Annotated in this window: 18 protein-coding genes; 4 read left to right on the plus strand and 14 right to left on the minus strand. The window is 33.1% G+C overall.

Translation table 11 applies throughout. The annotated features are described in order from the left end of the window. Positions 1–99: 99 nt before the first annotated feature. The 4 genes from ACY2IJ_RS02330 (at position 100) to ACY2IJ_RS02345 (ending at position 4,396) form a co-directional block, all read left to right on the plus strand. A complete protein-coding gene (locus tag ACY2IJ_RS02330) occupies positions 100–1,101 on the plus strand; it encodes a hypothetical protein (RefSeq protein WP_476725561.1) in 1,002 nt (333 codons plus the stop codon). A gap of 271 nt (positions 1,102–1,372) precedes the next feature. After that, on the plus strand, positions 1,373–2,377 hold the full coding sequence (locus ACY2IJ_RS02335; protein ID WP_476725562.1) for an IS30 family transposase: 1,005 nt from the start codon (positions 1,373–1,375) through the stop codon (positions 2,375–2,377). Between the two features lie 71 nt (positions 2,378–2,448). Then, positions 2,449–3,507, plus strand: a complete 1,059-nt coding sequence (locus ACY2IJ_RS02340; RefSeq protein ID WP_476725563.1) for a type I restriction endonuclease — start codon at positions 2,449–2,451, stop codon at positions 3,505–3,507. 214 nt (positions 3,508–3,721) lie between these two features. Beyond that, positions 3,722–4,396 carry a hypothetical protein gene (locus ACY2IJ_RS02345; RefSeq protein WP_476725564.1) on the plus strand — a complete coding sequence of 225 codons (675 nt, stop codon included), beginning with the start codon at positions 3,722–3,724 and terminating at the stop codon, positions 4,394–4,396. 238 nt (positions 4,397–4,634) lie between these two features. Here the strand turns inward: ACY2IJ_RS02345 and ACY2IJ_RS02350 are convergent, their stop codons facing one another. The 14 genes from ACY2IJ_RS02350 to ACY2IJ_RS02415 form a co-directional block, all read right to left on the minus strand. Next, the gene (locus ACY2IJ_RS02350) at positions 4,635–5,375 is read right to left on the minus strand and encodes a Mom family adenine methylcarbamoylation protein (protein ID WP_476725565.1); all 741 of its coding nucleotides are present in this window, start codon (positions 5,373–5,375) and stop codon (positions 4,635–4,637) included. A 173-nt stretch (positions 5,376–5,548) separates the two neighbouring features. Continuing rightward, positions 5,549–8,689: a phage tail protein gene (locus ACY2IJ_RS02355; RefSeq protein WP_476725566.1), complete on the minus strand. Its 3,141-nt coding sequence runs from the start codon at positions 8,687–8,689 to the stop codon at positions 5,549–5,551. A 6-nt stretch (positions 8,690–8,695) separates the two neighbouring features. Next, entirely contained in the window at positions 8,696–9,010 is a 315-nt protein-coding gene (locus ACY2IJ_RS02360; protein WP_476725567.1) for a hypothetical protein, read from the minus strand. Beyond that, positions 9,010–10,773: a phage head spike fiber domain-containing protein gene (locus tag ACY2IJ_RS02365; protein WP_476725568.1), complete on the minus strand. Its 1,764-nt coding sequence runs from the start codon at positions 10,771–10,773 to the stop codon at positions 9,010–9,012. The genes ACY2IJ_RS02360 and ACY2IJ_RS02365 overlap by 1 nt, the downstream gene beginning before the upstream one ends. A 73-nt stretch (positions 10,774–10,846) precedes the next feature. Then, complete coding sequence (locus ACY2IJ_RS02370) at positions 10,847–11,761, minus strand: hypothetical protein (protein ID WP_476725569.1); 915 nt, start codon at positions 11,759–11,761, stop codon at positions 10,847–10,849. Then, positions 11,751–15,212: a hypothetical protein gene (locus ACY2IJ_RS02375; RefSeq protein ID WP_476725570.1), complete on the minus strand. Its 3,462-nt coding sequence runs from the start codon at positions 15,210–15,212 to the stop codon at positions 11,751–11,753. Before ACY2IJ_RS02375 ends, ACY2IJ_RS02370 begins: the two co-directional genes overlap by 11 nt. Next, positions 15,212–15,406, minus strand: coding sequence for a hypothetical protein (locus ACY2IJ_RS02380; protein ID WP_476725571.1), 195 nt, complete (start codon positions 15,404–15,406; stop codon positions 15,212–15,214). The genes ACY2IJ_RS02375 and ACY2IJ_RS02380 overlap by 1 nt, the downstream gene beginning before the upstream one ends. Positions 15,407–15,417: 11 nt before the next feature. Further along, on the minus strand, positions 15,418–15,900 hold the full coding sequence (locus ACY2IJ_RS02385; RefSeq protein WP_476725572.1) for a hypothetical protein: 483 nt from the start codon (positions 15,898–15,900) through the stop codon (positions 15,418–15,420). 1 nt (position 15,901) lies between these two features. Beyond that, positions 15,902–16,402 (minus strand): hypothetical protein, encoded by a 501-nt coding sequence (locus ACY2IJ_RS02390; RefSeq protein ID WP_476725573.1) that lies wholly within the window; start codon positions 16,400–16,402, stop codon positions 15,902–15,904. Positions 16,403–16,428: 26 nt separating this feature from the next. Next, complete coding sequence (locus ACY2IJ_RS02395; RefSeq protein ID WP_476725574.1) at positions 16,429–16,890, minus strand: hypothetical protein; 462 nt, start codon at positions 16,888–16,890, stop codon at positions 16,429–16,431. After that, positions 16,887–17,462, minus strand: a complete 576-nt coding sequence (locus ACY2IJ_RS02400; RefSeq protein ID WP_476725575.1) for a hypothetical protein — start codon at positions 17,460–17,462, stop codon at positions 16,887–16,889. Before ACY2IJ_RS02400 ends, ACY2IJ_RS02395 begins: the two co-directional genes overlap by 4 nt. Continuing rightward, positions 17,459–17,935, minus strand: a complete 477-nt coding sequence (locus ACY2IJ_RS02405) for an N-acetylmuramoyl-L-alanine amidase (RefSeq protein WP_476725576.1) — start codon at positions 17,933–17,935, stop codon at positions 17,459–17,461. Before ACY2IJ_RS02405 ends, ACY2IJ_RS02400 begins: the two co-directional genes overlap by 4 nt. Next, on the minus strand, positions 17,935–18,420 hold the full coding sequence (locus ACY2IJ_RS02410; protein ID WP_476725577.1) for a phage holin family protein: 486 nt from the start codon (positions 18,418–18,420) through the stop codon (positions 17,935–17,937). The genes ACY2IJ_RS02405 and ACY2IJ_RS02410 overlap by 1 nt, the downstream gene beginning before the upstream one ends. Before the next feature lie 59 nt (positions 18,421–18,479). Next, positions 18,480–19,601, minus strand: a complete 1,122-nt coding sequence (locus ACY2IJ_RS02415) for a hypothetical protein (RefSeq protein WP_476725578.1) — start codon at positions 19,599–19,601, stop codon at positions 18,480–18,482. Positions 19,602–19,630 lie beyond the last annotated feature (29 nt).

Genomic DNA, 19,630 nt, shown 5'->3' on the forward strand with positions numbered 1-19,630 from the left:
ACCAAACAAAAAGCTTCGGCTTAGTACGTGTTCGAAAATCTTGTCGATTTTCAATCCCGCACAAAGCCTAGCCAAAACCGTTAGCAATAATTAAATTCTATGAAAATCATAAAAATCATTACTGTGAAATTTGACACTTCTCCACCAGGTTTAACAGATTTCAATTATTTAATTGATGATATTTTAATTAGATTTCATAGTACTTATAAAACCGAAAAAGAGGAATATTTTATTTTTTCTGCTGAACTAAAAAAAATAGATTTTTTAATAGAATCTGAAACTATAAAAATCGAGGAAAACATAATTAATAATCTTAATAAAAATTTAGAAGACACAATAAACTTAATTTCCTTAAGTTCAAATACAGGTAAAAAAATATTTTCATCAAAACCTTCTATATTTCTTGAAAATGAAGATAAAAATGATATTGAGATACTTGAAAATTTAAAAAAAATCGCTTTTATAAATATAATAAGTCTAGCAAGCTACAATATTCAACATACTTTCAATTTAAATTTTTGTTCAACAAATTTAAATGATAGACTTGATGGAGTTAAAATATATTCAGAAGCAAAATCTTCAAAAACTTCATCTGGAAAATTTAGAGAATTAATAAGACTATTTGAAAAAGGATTTAAGAGTTCAAACAGTGGTTTAATTAAACCTCTTTCAGAGTTTTTGCTATCGCAAACAAAATTAAATTATAAAAAATCAGAAATAGAAAGGTGGATTAATATGAGAAATAAATCTGTTCATGCTACTTGTAAAGATGGTTTTTTAATTGATAGAGAAGTAATTTCTTTAATTCCACGATTAGAGCAAGCTGCAATTGATATACTTTTTAATAAATCTATATGGGGTGATAGATCTATAAGCAGGAGAGATTTATTTGAGTTTAAAAAAGGTATTTATGACTCTGACAATACGATATTTATTCCTCCTGAGACTAATGAAAACTTAAGTTTAATTTTCTTTGATGAAAGTCAAACATTTCCAATAAACCTAAAAGCTAATTTTGACGATAAAATGATACCCAAAAATTGGTGGTATCAGAAAGAAGAATTTCATCTTTTTAAAAATACAATTAAAATAATAAAATAACTATTGCTAACACCGGCTAAACTTCATGCGGGTTCTGTGCTTTCTCAAAGTTTTGTGTATATTTACTAAGTCGCCAAATCTTGTTGATTTGGCTTTGTGAAATCAAAGAAACAAATCCAAACAAAAAGCTTCGGCTTAGTTGCGTGTTCGAAAATCTTGTCGATTTTCAATCCCGCACAAAGCCTAGCCAAAACCGTTGCCAAAAATTTAAACCAAGAGGGCTCTATTCAATAACTTAACGCAACAAATCTAATTTTATAGATTTGTTATTATGGAAGTAAAAAAACATAGAAGACTTACCTTAAAAGAAAGGGTCCAAATTGAGACTCTTTTAAATGAAAATAGATCCAAAGCTTACATCGCTAAACAGCTCAATAGATCAAGATCAACAATCACCAGAGAAGTAAATAAATTAGTTATTAATTCTAATGATAAATATGATGCTCATTTATCTCATTGGTGTGCTAAAGATGATTACTTAAACAAAAGAAATCTAGATAAAATCAGTACACATAAACCTTTAAAATATTTTGTATATAAAGGTCTTTTGTCTGAATGGACTCCTGAGCAAATAGCTGGTAGAATTAAGGAACTTTACCCTAATGATCCTATCATGTCTATTTCTCATGAAGCCATTTATAGACACATTTACACTAGACCACAAGCTAGTTTAAACAAAAAACTTATCAAACTGCTAGTGCGCAAAAAAACAAGACGTAGACCTGTTAAAAAGAAACGTGGAACTGGTAGTAAAATAATCAACCAAATCAGTATTGACAATAGACCTAAGCATATTGAACTTAGAGAAGAAATAGGACACTGGGAAGGTGATTTAATGATTGGTAAAAATCAAAAATCTGCTATTGGAACAATTGTAGAACGAAAATCCAGGTATACTTTAATCGTAAAACTAAAAGCTAGAAATTCAAAAGAAGTTGCTAAAATGTTCTCTAAAATTCTAAATAAACTAAACCCTATATTCAAAAAAACGATGACTTACGACAACGGAATTGAAATGGCTAGACACGAAATAATAACACAAAAAACAGGTATGGAAATATACTTTGCTCACCCCTATTCTTCGTGGGAAAGAGGAACTAACGAAAACACTAATGGACTCATCAGAAGATACCTCCCAAAAGGAACAGATTTTAATCTAATTGATGAAAAATTACTCATCAAAATTCAAGATAAACTTAACAATAGACCTCGAAAAATAATTGGTTATAAAACACCTAAAGAAATTATGGATTTTGAACTAAAAAACGTAGCTTAGTTTCAATCAAAAAAAAGCAACGTTTGTTGCGTTACAACATTGAATGCAGCATAATTTAATAAAAAATAGATATGGAATTACACTCTCAATTAAAAGGATTGTCTGAGAAAATTGAACAATTAAAAGATAAAATTGAAACAGAAGAAGCTACAAAAAATGCTTTTATTATGCCTTTCATAAACATTTTAGGCTATGATATTTTTAATCCTACAGAAGTAATACCAGAATTTACAGCAGATTTAGGATTAAAAAAAGGTGAAAAAGTAGATTATGCTATTTTCCAAAATGAAAATCCTATTTTAATTATTGAGTGTAAAAATTGGAAACAAGATTTAAATATTCATAACTCTCAATTGTTTAGATATTTTCACGTTACTAAAACAAGATTTGCACTTCTTACAAATGGAATTATATACAAATTTTACACAGATTTAGATGAAACAAACAAAATGGACGAAAAACCATTTTTAGAATTTGATATAACTAAACTTAAAGACAATACAATTAAAGAAATTGAGAAATTTCATAAATCAAAATTTAATGTTTCACAAATTGTAGATAATGCAAGTAATCTTAAATACACTAGAGAAGTTAAATCTTTAATTGATGAAGAAATTACTAATCCTACACAAGAATTTATAAAATTATTCGCTAACAGAACTTATGGTGGTCGTTTAACAGCTAAAATAATGGAAGAATTTACAGAAATAGTAAATAAAGCTTTCAACCAAATTATTAGTGAAAAAGTTAATGATAGATTAAATTCTGCATTAAACAAGGAACAAGAAAAACAACAAGCGGAAGAAGAAGTAATTGAAGAATCTCCAAAAAGTAAAATTGAAACTACTGAAGAAGAAATAGAAGGTTATCAAATTGTAGTTGCAATATTGAGAAGAAAATTACCAAAAGCTAGAATTGTATACAGGGACACACAATCATATTTTGGAATTTTATTAGACGATAATAATAGAAAGCCTATTTGTAGACTTCATTTAAATGGAGGTATAAAATATATAAGTTTATTTGATCAAGACAAAAATGAACTAAAGGAAAAAATTGAAACAATTGATGATATTTACAATTTTGAAAATCAATTATTAAATACAATTGACAATTACATAAATGAATAAAAAACTTTTGGCAACACCGGCTAAACTTAATGCGGGTTCTTTGCTTTCTCAAAGTTTTGTGTTTATTTACTAAGTCGCCAAATCTTGTTGATTTGGCTTTGTGAAATCAAAGAAACAAATCCAAACAAAAAGCTTCGGCTTAGTCCGTGTTCGAAAATCTTGTCGATTTCCTTCCCGCACTAAGCCTAGCCAAAACCGTTGGCAAATATAAAAAATGAAAAAACTACTGATACTATTATTCTTTATTTCAAGCTTCTCATTTGCTGAAAGTATAAAAGATTCTCTACAAATAATTGAACTAAAAAACGAAATTCATATTTTAAAAAACCAAGTTGATACTTTAGAAAATTCAACCGACAGAATATTAAATAGTCTTTATGTTACAATTGGTTTTATTCTTGCTGCTGTACTTGGATTGAATATTTGGAATCTGATTGTATATAATAAAAAACAAAACAGTTTAATAAAGAACGAGATTGAGGATGCTAAAAATAAATTGAATAACACTATAAAAGAAAAAACTTCAAAAATTCCAGATATAATAAGTGACTCTCAAAAAAGAATAATGAAAGAGCATTTCAGAGATTTTAGTGAATTAAAACTATCGGAACTATCTAAACATTCAAAGCATATTGAATACGACTTAACTCAAACAGAGAGTGATTCTATTATGAAATTTTTAAGACTAGCTAAAGAAAGAGATGAAAACCTTGGCTATGGAGAGTTTTATGTTAAAAAAGGGTTACTTGCACTAGAAAGTTACTTGAAGTCAAATGGTTATATATATCATACTGATGTTGACTCACTACTAAAAGAATTAAAATCAGAAAAATATAACGATTATGAGAATTATACAAATAAAATAATCGAACTATTAAAATCAAAATAACATTTGCCAACACCGGCTAAACTTCATGCGGGCTTCTGTCCTACTTCAAAGTTTTGTGTATATTTACTAAGTCGCCAAATCTTGTTGATTTGGCTTTGTGAAACCAAAAGAAACAAACCCAAACAAAAAGCTTCGGCTTAGTCCGTGTTCGAAAATCTTGTCGATTTTAAAAACGCAAAAACCACATGTACCAAAAAATCCGAAAAATAAAAAACTAGATGTCCTAAAACAAAAAACACTACTCAGGTAGTGCTTTTATCATTGTACAAAGCCTTTCTTTTATCTTTGCTTTATCTCTAGCCCAACAGACTTTCTCTTCTCCTTTTGAATACTCAGGGTATGGAACTTCTTTAAATTTATGAAATACGACTTTTTTACAAAACGGGTAAATATACCTATGTGTTTTTACTTTAAATTCCTCTGTCTCTCCTGACAAATAAGCTAAATTATTTCTCATATATCCTCTTGGAGAAGTAGTATTGGTTAATATTTGCTGATGTACAACCTCATTAGTTCGTTTGTTTCTTAAAAATACTGTGTAGTGAAAACCATAATATTTGAAATTGGAAGCCTTATAAATTGTTCCGCAACCTAAACGACCATCTGCAAATGATTGTACTGCTACGATGTTCTTATCCATCTTTTTAAGCAACTTTAAAGAGTTTCCAATCAGTATAGATTCTGAATTGTGTGTTAATTCATCACTAATCCACATTCTATTAAGCTCAATCATCCAAGCATCTTTGTTAGGGTGTCTAAATAAATCTGCTTTTAAATTTTTCATATATCCATAAGAAGCAACACCTAAACATTTTTCTAAATTATCTTGCTTAAATATTCCAAAGTTATATTTACCAAAACCTGCATTATTCCATTTTTTAGAATAGTGATTTTTTATTATTAATTCTTTTGCTAATTGTTTAGCTATTGGTTTTATAACTAAAAACCCCATTCTTTTTGACCAAATTTGTTTCTCCATTGTTTTAATTATTATATACATTTGTAAAGCCAAACCTTACAAACACAAAGAACCCAAGAACAACTAGAAGACATTTGTCCTCCAGTAGCTCTTGGGCTCTGTGTTTAAAAAGGTTTGGCGACTATTTTAAAGCTGGAGGACTTTTATACTTACACCTCCGTTAAGTGTTTGGTTTAACCATTGATATATTGAGCTATCCAGTAAATACCATCATATATAAACATCCATGCATCTCCCCATCCAACATGTATTCTTTCTATTATTTGATTGCTAAACAAATCAACACCATTCCCATACACATAAACACTTTCATTTAAAGCTCTCTTTACATAGTGAGTTTGTCCTTTTTTTGGATTAAGCGGTAAGTAAACGTTTGATGTTGTATTAGGATAGCAACTCAACCAAACAGTTTCTTCATCAATTGTATAAGATGTGGCTGAAGTTCTTTCTGTTTTTAAAAATAATCCGTTTACTAATAGTTTGTCAAACCTACCTCCAAATGCATCGCTCTGCCCGTTATGACCTCCGTAAACTCCATACTTTTTATAGTTACCTGTTCCGTACACAACACCCGAAACGCCTGCTAAAAAATTAGTGGGATTAATTATTTGACCTATTGGGTGATGGCCAATACCAGCGATTGACGTTCTTGAAGGGTTAACTGAGCTTCCTCCTTGTGTAAGTAGAATATTTCCTCCGTTTGTCACAATACCACCTCTCTCAATTCTTGAAATCCTTCCCGATGTATCATTTATTATTATACTCCCGATACTAGCGTCTAATTCAATGTCTGGCTCAGTGGTGTTATCCGATACAATTTTACCATCTTGAATAATCCAATCTCCTATATTAGCACCGTTGGCAAAAAGAGTGTTAGTTGCAATGCTTTCAAACTGTGCTCCAAAATCATCCCAATCAGCAGGAACGTATGAACTTGGAGAAGTAGCATTTGTACCAATGTATAGTTTATAGTCAGAACCATATTTTACAACGTCTTGACGTTTAGAATTGTTATAATAGGTTTTACTTGTGTCAAAAACACCTCTAAAAACTATCGCAGCACCAGCACTTCCTGTGTCTCCTGTATCACCTTTTATTCCTTGAATACCTTGTTCTCCCTTTTCGGCTGAAATCACCCAATTACTCGTGGTTGGTAAACTAGAACCAGGAATTGCAGAATTATAAGTATAAGTTGCTCCGTTATAACTTACTTGCTCGTTTTGGTAGTAAGTTCTTACTGGATCATATTCACCTGTAAAAACAGTTACTGAAAAAGTATCTCCGCTAAGTGATTTTAGTTTAACATTCAACAATGTTAATTGATTAGCTTCTGTAACATTCCAATCTAAACTACTTTGTGTATTACCTAATTTAAAAGCATTACCTTCTAAATCAAAGAAGTTTAAGCCATCAAAAGATTGAATTTTACCTGTTTTAATCGTTCCACCGTTAATAAAAGTCATTCCTTTGGTAAAGTCATAATCTCTACGACCATCAGCAACGTTGTAAAGTATTCCTAAATTAAAGATATAATAACCTGCTTCGCTTTCAGTTTCTTTAGGAGTTTCTGACAGTTCCCAAACACCTGTTAAAGCTACTTTACTACATTTTGCATAAACGTAATAGTTTTTAGTAGAGTTTAATGAAGTAAAAGTTTCTTCTGACATTTCCCATACATAACCTAAGCCATCTATTTCAATTTCATAGTGTACTAATTGGCCGTTTGAAATTTTAAAACTGTTTACATTACCTTCAAAATTCGCTTGAATAGTTACTTTATTTAAACCAAAATTTTGAGACTTAGCTCCAGCAGTTAACATTAAAGTAGAAATGCTTTCGGGCTTAATGTGTTCTGGATCAAAATATCCATCTGGATCATAAACCAAACCTTGCAATTGACGTGTTCTATTTACTGCTTGTCTGTAATTTTCAGCCTGTGTTCTATCTACGTTATTGGTAGTAATTTTATTGACTACTGTTTGTTTGATTAATCTATCGGCAGTACTATAATTAATTTCATCAGAAATTGTAGCAGTTACATTGTATTCATTTGATAAAGGATATGATAGTTCGGTAACTCTTAAATTAGTATCTACTCCTAAATCTTCATCTACTAAATTAACTACATAACCTACTTTTAAATCAATACCGTTATCACGTAAGTACTTTTCATCATTCGCTAAATTATAGCTTACTTTTGGTTGACTGTTTTGGTTTAAATACTCAAGCGTTTTGGCTTCTAATTCCGTTTCTGCTGTATCAATGTAGCTTTGTGGCATATTGATATCAACCAACGTGTATTCATCGCCTATAGCTGGTTTGTTAAGTGAGTTTGGAAGCACATAATCGTTATCTTCTTCAAAATAATTGAAAGTAATTTCCTTAGTTGAATGATTATAGCTATTAATCTCAAACTCATAACCAGCCAAATCTCCTGTTTTAAAAACTATTTTTGCAACTACTCCTTCAAGTAAATAATCATTAATATTAAAATCAATAGAAGTATCTATAAGTTTATTTTCTGAAGAAGTAGATGTAATTGTTCCTGTTCTTTGTGGATAAATTGTATCATCAGTAAAAACACCTTCTTTTACTCCGTATAAATCAATGTTGTTCTCTAGGAATAAGTCCTCAAAAACAAGTCTTTTCTTACCGCTTCTATAATCGTATTTTAAGTTTTTTTCGGCTCCAAAACCATAAACACGAGTTACTACGTTTTCATTATCAATAGCTTCCCTTGTAAGTCCTGTCAACCCTTTTTGCCTACCATATTCAAATACAATAGAAGTTGTAGTTTCAACTTTCTCAACTAAAGATATTTCTTTCCCAACTACATTGAATTCTAGTTCAAAAGTTTCTGCAATTGTATTTAAAGCACCTCTACAGTTTAAGTTGGTGTAAGTAATAGTTTTACTTTCAGTTGTGTCTACAGTTCCTAAAGTCCAACCAGCATCAATTGTATTTATGTTAGTTAACAATAAGTTTAAATGGTCTGTAGCGTTTCCATGATAAGAAAACTCACTTGCTCCCTCATCCATAAAAAGCTTATCATACAATGTGTAAACTCCAGCTTCAAAAACAATAGTGTATTTGTAACTTATGGTACTAATTTTCTCCATTAACGGAGGTCTATTAATAGAATAGTTGTTCCCTTTATGAACTATGTAGTCTTTTATTTGAATATCAATAGGTGAAGTAGTGTAAAACGTAGATGTGATTTTATGTTCTCCCATTAGTTTTTGGGAGAACTTTGTATTCTTATCTATGCTTACACTTGCTACTTCTACACTATTTCTTAATATGGATAGGTTCATATTGATTTACTCATGTTTATTCGTTAAATAATCTAAACCAGCTATATTTATTTGGCAGCCCCCTTTTGGCTCTACTCTATAATTAATCATGTAGTTAGGCTGTGTATTTCCTATATAAATTACATCAACCATTAAACCTTGCTCATCAAAAACAGCAGGTTGCGTTACTTCTCCTTGCTCGTTAATTACAGCTTCTGAAATTTTAAACTTACCTGTAATAATTTGAGTGAAAATATCTTCACTCTCTAATTGTTCTATAATTGTATTAGCTTGACTTTCATCTTCAAACCAATACTTCGCTATTTTGTAGTTGTTTTTCATTATAAAATTGTTTTGTCTATTGCGAAATCATCTCCCACAGCGTAGTTGTAGGTAGATATCTTGTTTAAAAAAATATCTCCCTTTAATCTTAAATTTTCAAAAGGTAGCTCTGAAACGCCTAAATTCTCTTTCACCTTAATACCATTCAAATAAACAGATATCTTTCCTAGGCTTATAGATAATAGCATTTTGAATTTATTGCCGGTAATAAAAGTGCTATTCTCAGTAGTTACCCCTCCAATTCTTAATGTAAATTTACCATCTCCAATAGCTATAACATCATTTAAGCTACTGTTATTTCTAAGCATTACATCGTAGAAGGCTCCTGATATTGGCGTATACTTCTCAACATCAATAAAAAATGAAAAAGCATCTTGTGAAAACACCTCATATGTCACTAAATCAGTAAAATAAAGCTCACTCTCTAGAGATCTATTTAAAAGTAAATCATTGTCAATCTCAGCAGTGAAAGTTAAGTTTTGTTCTAACTTAGCATCGTCAATCAATAATCCTTTGTTTACATCTCCCAAGTAAATAGAAGATGCTCCATTATGGGCGTATATTCTCGTAGAAATGATATTGGTTGCGTCAGACAACCCTCCAACAATTACTCTCTTCCACCCATTACCTCTATCTAACACGTGGGCTGTAGCGTTTGAGAAATTTCCTTGCGTGTCGATAGTGTATGTGTCGTTTATTAAATCAAAAACAACATCTATTCGATTAGCAATGCTATCTCCTCTTAATCTAACTTGTGCAAAATTTCTACCGTTAGGCTTTACGTTATAACCTGTAAAATACTGCTTAGAGGTAGTATCCTTGGTGTTTTGTTGTTCAATCTGGTGCGTTGATGTAGTAGCAGTTTCTTTTAAAAACGTTGCAGATTGACTACCTCTTGGAGAAACAGCATAGTTAGGTACTATATTAAAATTAGTTTTCAACCATCTGATGTCCGTAAAATCTCTATTTTTTAACAATAAGTTCATAGATAATGGAGATATCCTTATACAAGCTTTTCCAAAAGAATAATCTAAAGGCACTTCATCAATAGCCTTAGATGTTAAAAAACCATTTCTTGAAAACTCCCATTCTGTAGATGCCCTAGTAAAAACACCATCACTGTTATATTTTTTAAATGATGGGACTAAAGCTTCCGCAGAAGTGTAAGGCAACACAATGATAGATGCGTTATTTTCATCATCTAATTCTTTAGAAATTTTATAAAAGTCAACTGTTTTACCGACAGCCAAGGCATCAACTCTCTTAGCGTGAGCATAAGCATCTGAACCTGTTAACAATATTTGTTCTCTAGCATTATTTAACTGTGCTTCGGTTTCTAAATCATCAGCAACAATAGCAATATTATCTTCATTAGTATCAACATCTTCAATTACATCATCAACTTGACCTTGCTCCGCTTTCGTGTTATACAAATCATTCACGCCATTCATTGCAGAAGTAGCAAGCCCCCATACATCATTAATCGCATCAACAATACTTGTTTTAATAGTTGTTAATAAACTAGCCTTATCTCCAACATCTAAAATCAAGTCATCTACCTTATCATCTAAGTCATCGTGGTTCTGTTCTATATCTGCCAATTGAGCATTGGTATCTGGAGGAGTATTTGCTACCTTATCACGCTCTGCATTTGTGTAACGTTTGGTATTTGTTCCCTCGGCCAAATCATCGGTAGTAAACAAATTCCAAAGCTTTTGAATTGTTGTGTGTTCGGCAGCACCTGTATCAACGTTACCAACCATAAGCTTATCAGTCTTTTTAAGACTAATACGCTCGAACATTCCTAACCAAAATTCTTTTATTCCTGACATAGTTTTATCCTTTTACTGTTATATTACCTCCGTTATTATCTGTGATTAAATCTCCAAAATTGTCCGCTAAATTGAATTGAACATCTTTTAGCCAATCATTATCATTCAAGCACAATTCAACATCTATAAGAGCTACTGCAATGTTGCTTCCTACTTTTATGTTTTTAACCTTAAAACCATCAATTGCCCAAGCCTCACGACCTGTATTATCAATGTTGATTTGTCTTAGTCCCTCACTAGCCAATTGCTTGTGTAAAATGCCTATGCTAGTGGTTAATTCTGATATAGTACTCTTGTGAGCAACCAACGTAATACTTGCTTTATGTAAGGCTGATTTAGTCAACTGAAAACCTTCATATCCATAAGTAGAATAGTTTTGCTTTTTAATAGCCATTCTATTCATATTGTCCTCAATCTTTTGAATAAACATTCCTAAAGATTGAAATGGCACTCCATCTATTCCGTATACTTGGTAATCCGTTGGTTCTGGAATGGTTACATCAGGAATCTCTACCACTGGCTCACGGAAAGTGATATTTACTTTTGCCCAACCATTATTGATATAATCTACTTTGATTTCGTCTTTAACATACACATCAAAAGTTCCGTACGGAGTTTCAAAAGGAACCCTATCAGTAAAACCATTTAAAACCTTATAAAAGTCTTTTAAACGATATACTACATCTGCTCTATCAATCGCTTTAAATAAAGCCGAAAATTCAATATCTCTACCATCAAAAAAAATCTCATCAGAACTTACATATGGCTCAACTCCATTATGATCTCCCCAATTGTGGTAGGTTTTCTCTATACGTTTTGGCATATCCAAAAAACCACCAATAGCCAAATTAGAGCCAGCAATTCGCCCAGGAATAAATCCGTAAGTAGATATATCTATATTGTTTATTTTATAAACCATAACCGCTATCTCTTGTTGTGGTTGAACCTCCTTGAGTATTTGTCTTGATTGCTCTTAATTCTGTAATAGCCAAATCTAACCTTGCAACTGTGTTGGCTGTGTTTACTTCCGTATTGGCGGAATGTAACAACAATGAGTTTAACACGTTAAATCCTTTTCTACTGATGTCTAAATTCTCTTGTGAAATGGTTTTAATTTCTTTAGTAACATCATACTGACCTCTAAAAAGACCTGTTAACTCGCTTCCAGTTTCTTCTGTTAACTCTCTCCTTATTGCTCCTGTTAAACCTTGAGAACTTGTAGATCCCGACAAATCTATTCCTGATTGATTAAAAGCGTCTATGTATTCATTTCCAGCCTGTACAACTTCGTTATACATAGCCTCAAATTTGCTTCGTTCACTTTCATCTATTACACCATCTTCTAAAAACTTAGCCAACTCATCTTGTAATAATTGCATCTTAGGTTGTATAATGGCATTGTCTAAACCTGCCAGCATAGCATCTTGTAAAATACTAGTAATATCATCTCCAAAGTCTTGAAGGGTTCTTTTACCATTTGCAAAACCCTGTTTTATACTATCACCAATGGCACGGGCGGTATTCCCTACAACTTCATTTTGTAGATCTATTTGTAGGGCTCTTTGTGCCTCCTCAATACTTCCATACTCCTCACGTAATTTTACCAACTGATCATAAGCCTCTTTAGCATCACCAGTTAAAGGAGTTTCTGAGTTTATTTTTTCTAATTTTTCAAACAACTCGTCCGTTATTTCTACATCTTCGGGCTCAAACCATTTTATAGTTTTTGTAATTGTTGTTGCTTTACCTCCACCTCTTACAACTTTATCGACTTCTTTTTCTAACCATTTTCCTGCTCCAATTAATTCAGCTACAGACTTCTTAACCTCTACAACTCTTGTTTTTCTCCCTATGCCTAAAAAACCACCATACTTTTCAGTATACTTATCTGTTACAGTTTTAGATTTTAACAGTTTGTCAAAAACATCTTGCTGATCCTTTAAATTACTTTCTGCATTTTTTTTGTTCGTCTCATACTCTTCCTTAATAATCTCTACTCTTGATTGGTACAAATCATTAATTTTAGCTTCATTAGTTAACCTTTCTCTTAACTTGGCATTGTAAAGTAATTGAGCGTTAAATATTTCATCTTGCCATTGTTTCAGTTCCTCACGTGCTTGCCTCTCACTTTCTCTAGCAGCTTTTGATATATTTAGTATTCCTGTAATGGCTCTTATTCCTGACTGAATACCACCAACAACATCTCCCGACATAAACGAAGCTACAGAAGAGGCAGCATCTAAACCTACATCGGCAACTTGCCCCATTGTACTTATGGTATCTCCTAAACTTTCATCAAAACCACTTACAGCATCGCCTAAGGGTTCAAATTCACTTGTAATAGCAGAAATGGAACTTGCTATTTTAGAAAACTTATCTTGTGTACCACTACCAACCGCATCCTCAGCCTTTTTAATTTTATCTAAAATTTGTTTGGCTGCTTGTTCCGATATTCTTCCTGCAGCTAGCAATGAAGCAACCATTTGCTTGGCAGACTTAATTACTGTTTTTGCTGCCTTAACAGATAAATCTTCTACTCCGTTAATTAAAGCTTTGTACTCTTTGGTTTCTTTTACATGAGCATCGTCTAAATTGTTAAGTGTCTTTTTTTCTTTGGCATTTAAAACTTCTAATTCTGCAGTATTTCCATCCGCTATAAGTTGTTTTCTTATTTCCTGAAAATCACTTATTATTTTATTTCTCTTGGTCTCATAACCTTGTAAAGAAGCTAACAGATCATTGTATTTTTTTTCATCGGTTGCTTTGGCCTCATCACTAACGCCCGATAACAATTGCACACGTTCTGTTTGTCCACCTGTGGAAGCTCCCGTATTTACAGCTATAACTGCCTTTTGGTTTTCAGCAACTTTACTGTTTACATATTCCAAATAGCTATCAAACTCCCCGAGCTCTTCTTTGTACTTTTCTTTAGCCTTTTGAACACCAAACTGTTTTTTATACGTTTCGTAGGCTTCATATAATTTCTTTTTTTCCTCTAAATCTGTTTTTAACTTATCCGTTTCTTGGCGGTAGGTTAAATCTTGTAATGCTTTGGTTTCGGTAGCATTTAAACCCGATATACTTATTTGCTTATCCTTGTTTTTTGGATCTGCATTAAATTTTTCTACTTCGGCTCTAATCTTGGTAAACTTGTCTTTTAAAGCCTGTATTTCCTCTTCATTACTGGTAAAACCTTTACGGGCATATTCTTTATCAATAGCTTCTAATTTCTCTAATAATTTAGTGTGTTCATCAACTATATTTTGTGTAGAACTTCCATCTAAATTCAACCCAAATTTATTTTTAAGCTTGTCAATTTTTGTTTCAAAATCCTGCTTCATTTTCACATCGTTGTCCAATATTTCAGCCTCTTCTTTTTGCAAGGCTTTTCGTTTTTTAATGGTTGCTGCTAATACAGCTAAATTTCCATATTTGCTATTCCTTGATGTTACACGTTTGTTTTTTTCAAAAAAGGCTAAAATTTCTTCGTCAGACATCCCGTTTAATCCCTCTACCTTATCATTATTTTGTTTAAGGGATAATTCTTCATTTTCTAGCTGATTTTGTTTCTTATGATTTTCAGCTAAATTTTTAGCAGCTTCATTTAACAATACCGTTGCTGCAGCTTTGTATAATGTTGCTTTTATGTATGCTGGAGCTTTTTCATTTAAGTTTTTTTCGGCAGTTGCCAAATCATTAACTTTTCCTAATGCATTTCCTAAACTTTCATTGTATTTATCTACTGCTGTTTTTTTATCAAGCAATCCTTTTCTTGCTGCATCAACATGAGACTTTACAGCTATAAAGTTTTGAATTGCTTTTTGGTACTCTGTATTATCAAAAGCATTAGCCAAAGCTTCTTGGCTTTTTTTAACGCTATCCAAAGCATCTTTTCCTTTTAACAGGCTACCAATCCAGTTTCCTATTTCTTTACCGTAAACAGTTAATAGTGTTATTCCTACAGACAACACCGTTTGCCAACTAAACCCAGCTTGTAGTAATTGTTTCCAAATTGGTACTGCTTTTTGACCCGATGCAGTTAAAGCTTGGTTTTGAGCCCTTAATCGGGTAATTTCATCAGCAAGTATTGGAATGTTGTTAGAAACTGCCATAAAACCAGTTTGCATGGAATAGGTAAACGCTGGCAGTTCTCTAGTTAATTGGTTAATGGAGTTTTGCATTCCATTCCACTGGGGTTTGTTATTTGCCAGTGCTTTAGTTTGAGCCTCTATGGATCTATTGGCACGTTCAACGCTTTCCTCGGCACTTTGGGCAGCACCCGAAATACTGTTTTTAACGTTTTTAGAAGCTCTATCTACCTCCTTATCGTTAATTAAAAACGCTACATCTATTGGCTCAAAATTATCCATTAACCTCTTTGTTTTCTTCGTTTAAGTAGTTCTTTACCTGTTTCTTGTTTTGCTACCTCTTTTACATGCTTAAAGTTGCTTCGGTCAGCCATCATTAATAAAATATTGGCTCTTGATACTTTCCACATAGCCTCATGCCACGTTAAATTGGTGTCTTTAAAAATTTGAAACTTTAATCCCCAAGGGCTATGCATTCCTGTTTGGACTAACTCCCCTGTGCTTTTTGACCCAGTGTTGGTGTCGTAATCTTCATTTTGCGAACCAATTTGGTAGTATTCATAAAATCCTCTGTTCCGCTATGCAACACTAGTATTTTTACCATTGTTAACATATCTACTGGCTGACAGTTCCACAACAGGTATTTTGCCAATGGTTTGGTGAACAACCATCCTGTTACATACCCATTTAAAATGGCTACAGCTACACACTTTGCAATGGTTTTTCCGTGCTTGGCTCTTAACTCCATCGCTTTTTCTATACTAATACTATCTAACTCATCTGCTGTAATACCTGTGCTTAAATAGTAGCTAGAAAATCTCAACATAGTTCCCTCGTAAGGGCTTGTAATGGTTAACTTTATAGTCTTTTTAAAGAGCCTTAAGAAAAAAGGCGATCGGATAGGAATCTTTACGCCTTTTTGCAATAAGGTATCTGCAGTTCTTTTTTCTACACTAGTGTTTTCTTGCATACTAAACCTCCTCAATAGTTACTGGGGCTGAATCATCAACTGGCAATAATGGAATAAATGTTGTCTTTAACATTTCTACATCAGAATCGTTTAGTTTTCTATCAAACACTGCTACCACACAAGCTCGTTTATAAACAATCTCTACATTGTCCTTGGTTACAAACTTTACTTGCTTTTCTATAACCTCCTGCTTAGTTGCTTTTTCTAAAGTAGTTTTTCCGTCTACAGTTGCGGCAGTTCCTCCCTTTAACAAGGCTACATTTTCTAAGCTTAAATCAAAGAACGATACAACTCCAGTTTCCTCTCCAGCTTCTGTTAAAATAACTTTTGGTACTGTTTTACCCTCCGAATAATGTGGAGTTCTTGTAGGGTCAGCCTCAATAATTTCTAAGGTTTTTTGATACACAAATTTTGTTAAATCCACAGGGTTAATTGGCGTAACTCCATCAGCATCTAAGTCGCTAACTATTAAGGATTTTAAACCATATCTATACTTTGCCATAATTTCTAATAATTTTTAAGGTTGTTTTATTCTGTTTTGTTTGCATCCGTAGTGTCTCCAGTTCCGTCTCCTTCAGTAGCATCTCCAGTTACATCATCGGCATCTACATCAATGTTGTCTGTCAATACTTTTACACGGTCTTCAATCAACTCAAATAGCCCCTTACGCTTCTGACCATTTGTTTCTGCTAATTTTAAACGCTCTAACTCCTCTAGGGTTTTAATTCTTTTAATTACAGGTGTTAATTGCGGAATTGATAAACTTAAAGTTGCTTTAAACTCTATCTCCTTTCCATCTTTATTTTTAGTACTTCCCACAAATTCCGCTCTTTTACAGTGTTGTACTTTTTTGTCTATTAAAACTCCAGCGTGACTTTCGGCAGCATTTACATTGGTGAATCCTTGCGCATCACTGGTTACGTGTAACTCATCAATATTTGGATGGTTCTCAAACATTTTTTTGATTTTCTCTTCTCTTTGATTTTTCATTTTATCAAGGTTTTAAAAGGTTTTAAAATTGTTTTTAAAGGGGTGAAAAAATAGGACACTATGAACACCACTATTGCCAAAATGGTTGCAATGAGCCAAAAGGGTATTTTCCATTGTTTCCGCTCATTGGTACTGACAACAGCCTCTTTACTGGTACTATTTTCTTGTGTTGTTTTAATAGCTTTTTCTTTTTGGCTATTTTGTCGCACCACCTTTGTTTTGGTAGTACTTGTAGGTTTAGAGGCCGCCTTGTAGCTTACTCCTGTTTTTGTAATGCTTATATCTAAAGTTTGTCCGCCACTTTCAACGGCAACCACAACAGGCTTGTCTGTTAATTCGGGCAATGGAAAGTTTCCTTCTAGTGTTCCGCCATAATTGGTTGTTTCAGTTTCTAAGCTGGTAATAGCAGTAGAATCTTTTTCAACTAACAGGGTTTCATCAATTTTAAGCGTAGCTTCTTTTTGACTATCTAAAGTCTTTTTATGAGAACCACAGCTCATCATTATTCCTGACGCTAAAATCACGGCCATCGTTTTACCAATAGAACCACATCCTATTATTACTGTTTTCATTGTTGTAAATTTTTGTATTCGGGAATAGCATCAAAAGAGGGACACTCTTTAGAGCGTTCATTTGGCTCAATAATTCCGTTATGGTTTAAGTCTGGAGACAAATCTCTATGTCCCAATATTTGCACCTCGGCAGGATTACCTCCATTGGCTTCAATCCACTCTTGGGCTTCCATAATACAGCTTAGAATGGCAAACTTTTGTTCCTCCGTTCTAGTATCTTTGGCCACTTTGTAATTATCAGGATCTACTCCACCTATGTATGAAATATGTATAGACTCATGGTTATGGCCTTTAACACCATTGGTTACATGGCTAAAATCATATAGCTTGTGAATAGTTCCATCAACAGCTATTACTCTGTGATATCCACCAGTACGCCAACCTTTAGATTTCCAGTAAGCTTGTATAGAGGCTAAGTTTCCAAAACCAGCTGTACAATGAATTACTATTTTTTTAACGGCTGTTGCTTTCATTACCCCATTATTTTTGTTAATAGATTTCTTATTTTTTCGGCTAGTTTTTTAATCACATAAGTAACCGCATCAAACTCTGCCAACTCCTCTCCTGTATAAATAGAATAGCTATTGGCTACGCAAGAATATCCCTCTGCTACTACCAAAGCAGCTAACAAAGTGTTTACTACTTTTAAAGCGTTTTCTTTGTCAAAAACACCCCAAACAACACCAGCAACTACAGGAATAACAAACATGACTATCTTTGCTAAAATGCCCTTTTTCGCTTTTTTAGAAGTTGGGTTTTCTAGTGTTTTAACCACCGAGGACTTTCCCCAGCCTAAAAACATATCCAATATTTGTAAGCCTAACAAAGCGTAAAAAACATAAGGATCAATTCCCTTGCTACTTAACCATCCATAAACAAGTGGAAACACATACACCACGGATTTTAACATTCCTAAAAAGGAAGTATCTGTTTTTAACATGGCGGTTTCTGTTTTCATTTAAAGGAGGGTTTCAAAAAAAGCTCTAGCCCTTATAACCGCTAGAGCTTTTTATTTATTTAGGCTGTTTTAGCTTGTTTTAACAAAGCAATTCCTGCGTAGTCTGCTCTACGAGCTCTACCTCCTGAACGAGCCAAGAATGAGTACACATCTCCGTACATGGTTGGGTCTCCTAATTGCTCAAAAGCTTCAACACCACCATAAGCAAACTCTACTGCTTTTTCGTACCAAAACAAACTTGCTTCATCATCCGTAGCAGAACCAACTGCCTCAGGTGCTAACAATTCCCCTGCATTGTCTAAACGAACAACAGATTGTCTTGTCATAAACTTAAACCCTTGAGCAACATACATCACACCCTTTCTTCTTTCCTCTTCGGTTACCTTTTGCATTGCAGTTGCTGTTACAAGGTCGTTTGCTGGGAACATTTCCGCCTCCATTTCTGCTGTTAACAATGCATACATTTTTCCATTTTTCCAAGTACCTTGCTTTGTGAAAAAAGTTTTCATCTTTTGTGCATCGGTTAAAGTAGCTTTTTTACGAGTTCCTGTAGCAGCTGGGGCTGTTGCTGGAGTTGATTCTCCTGAAGTTTCTAATACACTTGTACTTGGCAAAGCACTTGCAGCATACCCAGTTGTAGCAGGAGAACGTAACCAGTTTTGTAAGGTTTCTTCTGCAACTACTTGTCTCAACTTATCCATATCTTCCCCTAAGACTGAATCACGCTTGTCATAAGACAATTCTTGCGTATCTGCATTAGGAATTAATACAGGGTCTGTAGTATATTCATCTAACACATACACTACATCAGTATCAGTACGTTTTCTAATATTTGCTGGTAATGTACCTCTGTTTTTTACCACGTTCCCACTTCCTCCTGACTGTGGTATATGTACAACTTTTGAGGCAATAACATTTTGATCTGCATCATGGGAATGCCTTAAAAATTCGTTGTCTTTAAAAATTTCCTCTTCAATATGGTTTTGCCAAATTTCAACTTGAATTGCCATAAAAGCAATGTTGGGCATTTCTACAAAACTCAAAACCGTTCCTGTAGCAAATGCTACTACTGGAGCAGCTGCCATTACTGTTGGACTAACACCTACCGTTAAAAACGCCACAAACAGCACCATCAACAAGTTATAGGCATAGTTTTTAATTTTAAAATTCGCTTTTTTCATAATATCTACTTTGTTTAATAATTGTTTTA

The organism is Wenyingzhuangia gracilariae, from assembly GCF_056387575.1.